Below are 471 nucleotides of genomic sequence, written 5' to 3' on the forward strand. Positions count from 1 at the left end.
AGCGGTACCACCGCTGGAGGCCACGGGCTCGCCCCAGAAGTGCCTGCAAAAAGAGGTTTTGACCTGCAATGGGATCTACTTTATTGAGCGCCGGGATGGTTCGATTAAAACCACTTGGTACCACATAAATCATCCTATTCAGCGCCTCGCTCCACCAGCAGGTTATCAGCCTATTCCAGGCATGAACTTTGACGCTATAGAGAGATAACGTATGGGTCGCAAACGCGCACCCGGCAACGAGTGGATGCCGAAGGGTGTTTTTTTTCGCCCTTCTGGCTACTACTGGAAGCCCGGTGGTACTACGGAAAAATTAGCTGCTGCTAACGCTACAAAGGCTGAGGTATGGGTCGCTTATGAAAAGGTGGTAGAGGGAAGGAATAATCGCATCACCTTCTCGCAGCTCTGGCGGAAGTTTTTAGCCAGTGCGGATTATGCCGATCTGGCCCCTAGAACACAAAAAGACTATCTTGC

At 51.4% G+C, this 471-nt stretch carries 1 protein-coding gene and 1 pseudogene; both read left to right on the plus strand.

The genetic code is table 11. The features are described from left to right. Positions 1–13 precede the first annotated feature (13 nt). Positions 14–208: a DUF4224 domain-containing protein gene (locus FN633_RS09255; protein WP_154058887.1), complete on the plus strand. Its 195-nt coding sequence runs from the start codon at positions 14–16 to the stop codon at positions 206–208. Positions 209–211: 3 nt separating this feature from the next. Then, positions 212–471, plus strand: a pseudogene (locus tag FN633_RS09260) (tyrosine-type recombinase/integrase); the annotation flags it as partial.

This window comes from Pseudescherichia vulneris, assembly GCF_902164725.1.
Classification (GTDB): Bacteria; Pseudomonadota; Gammaproteobacteria; order Enterobacterales; family Enterobacteriaceae; genus Pseudescherichia; species Pseudescherichia vulneris.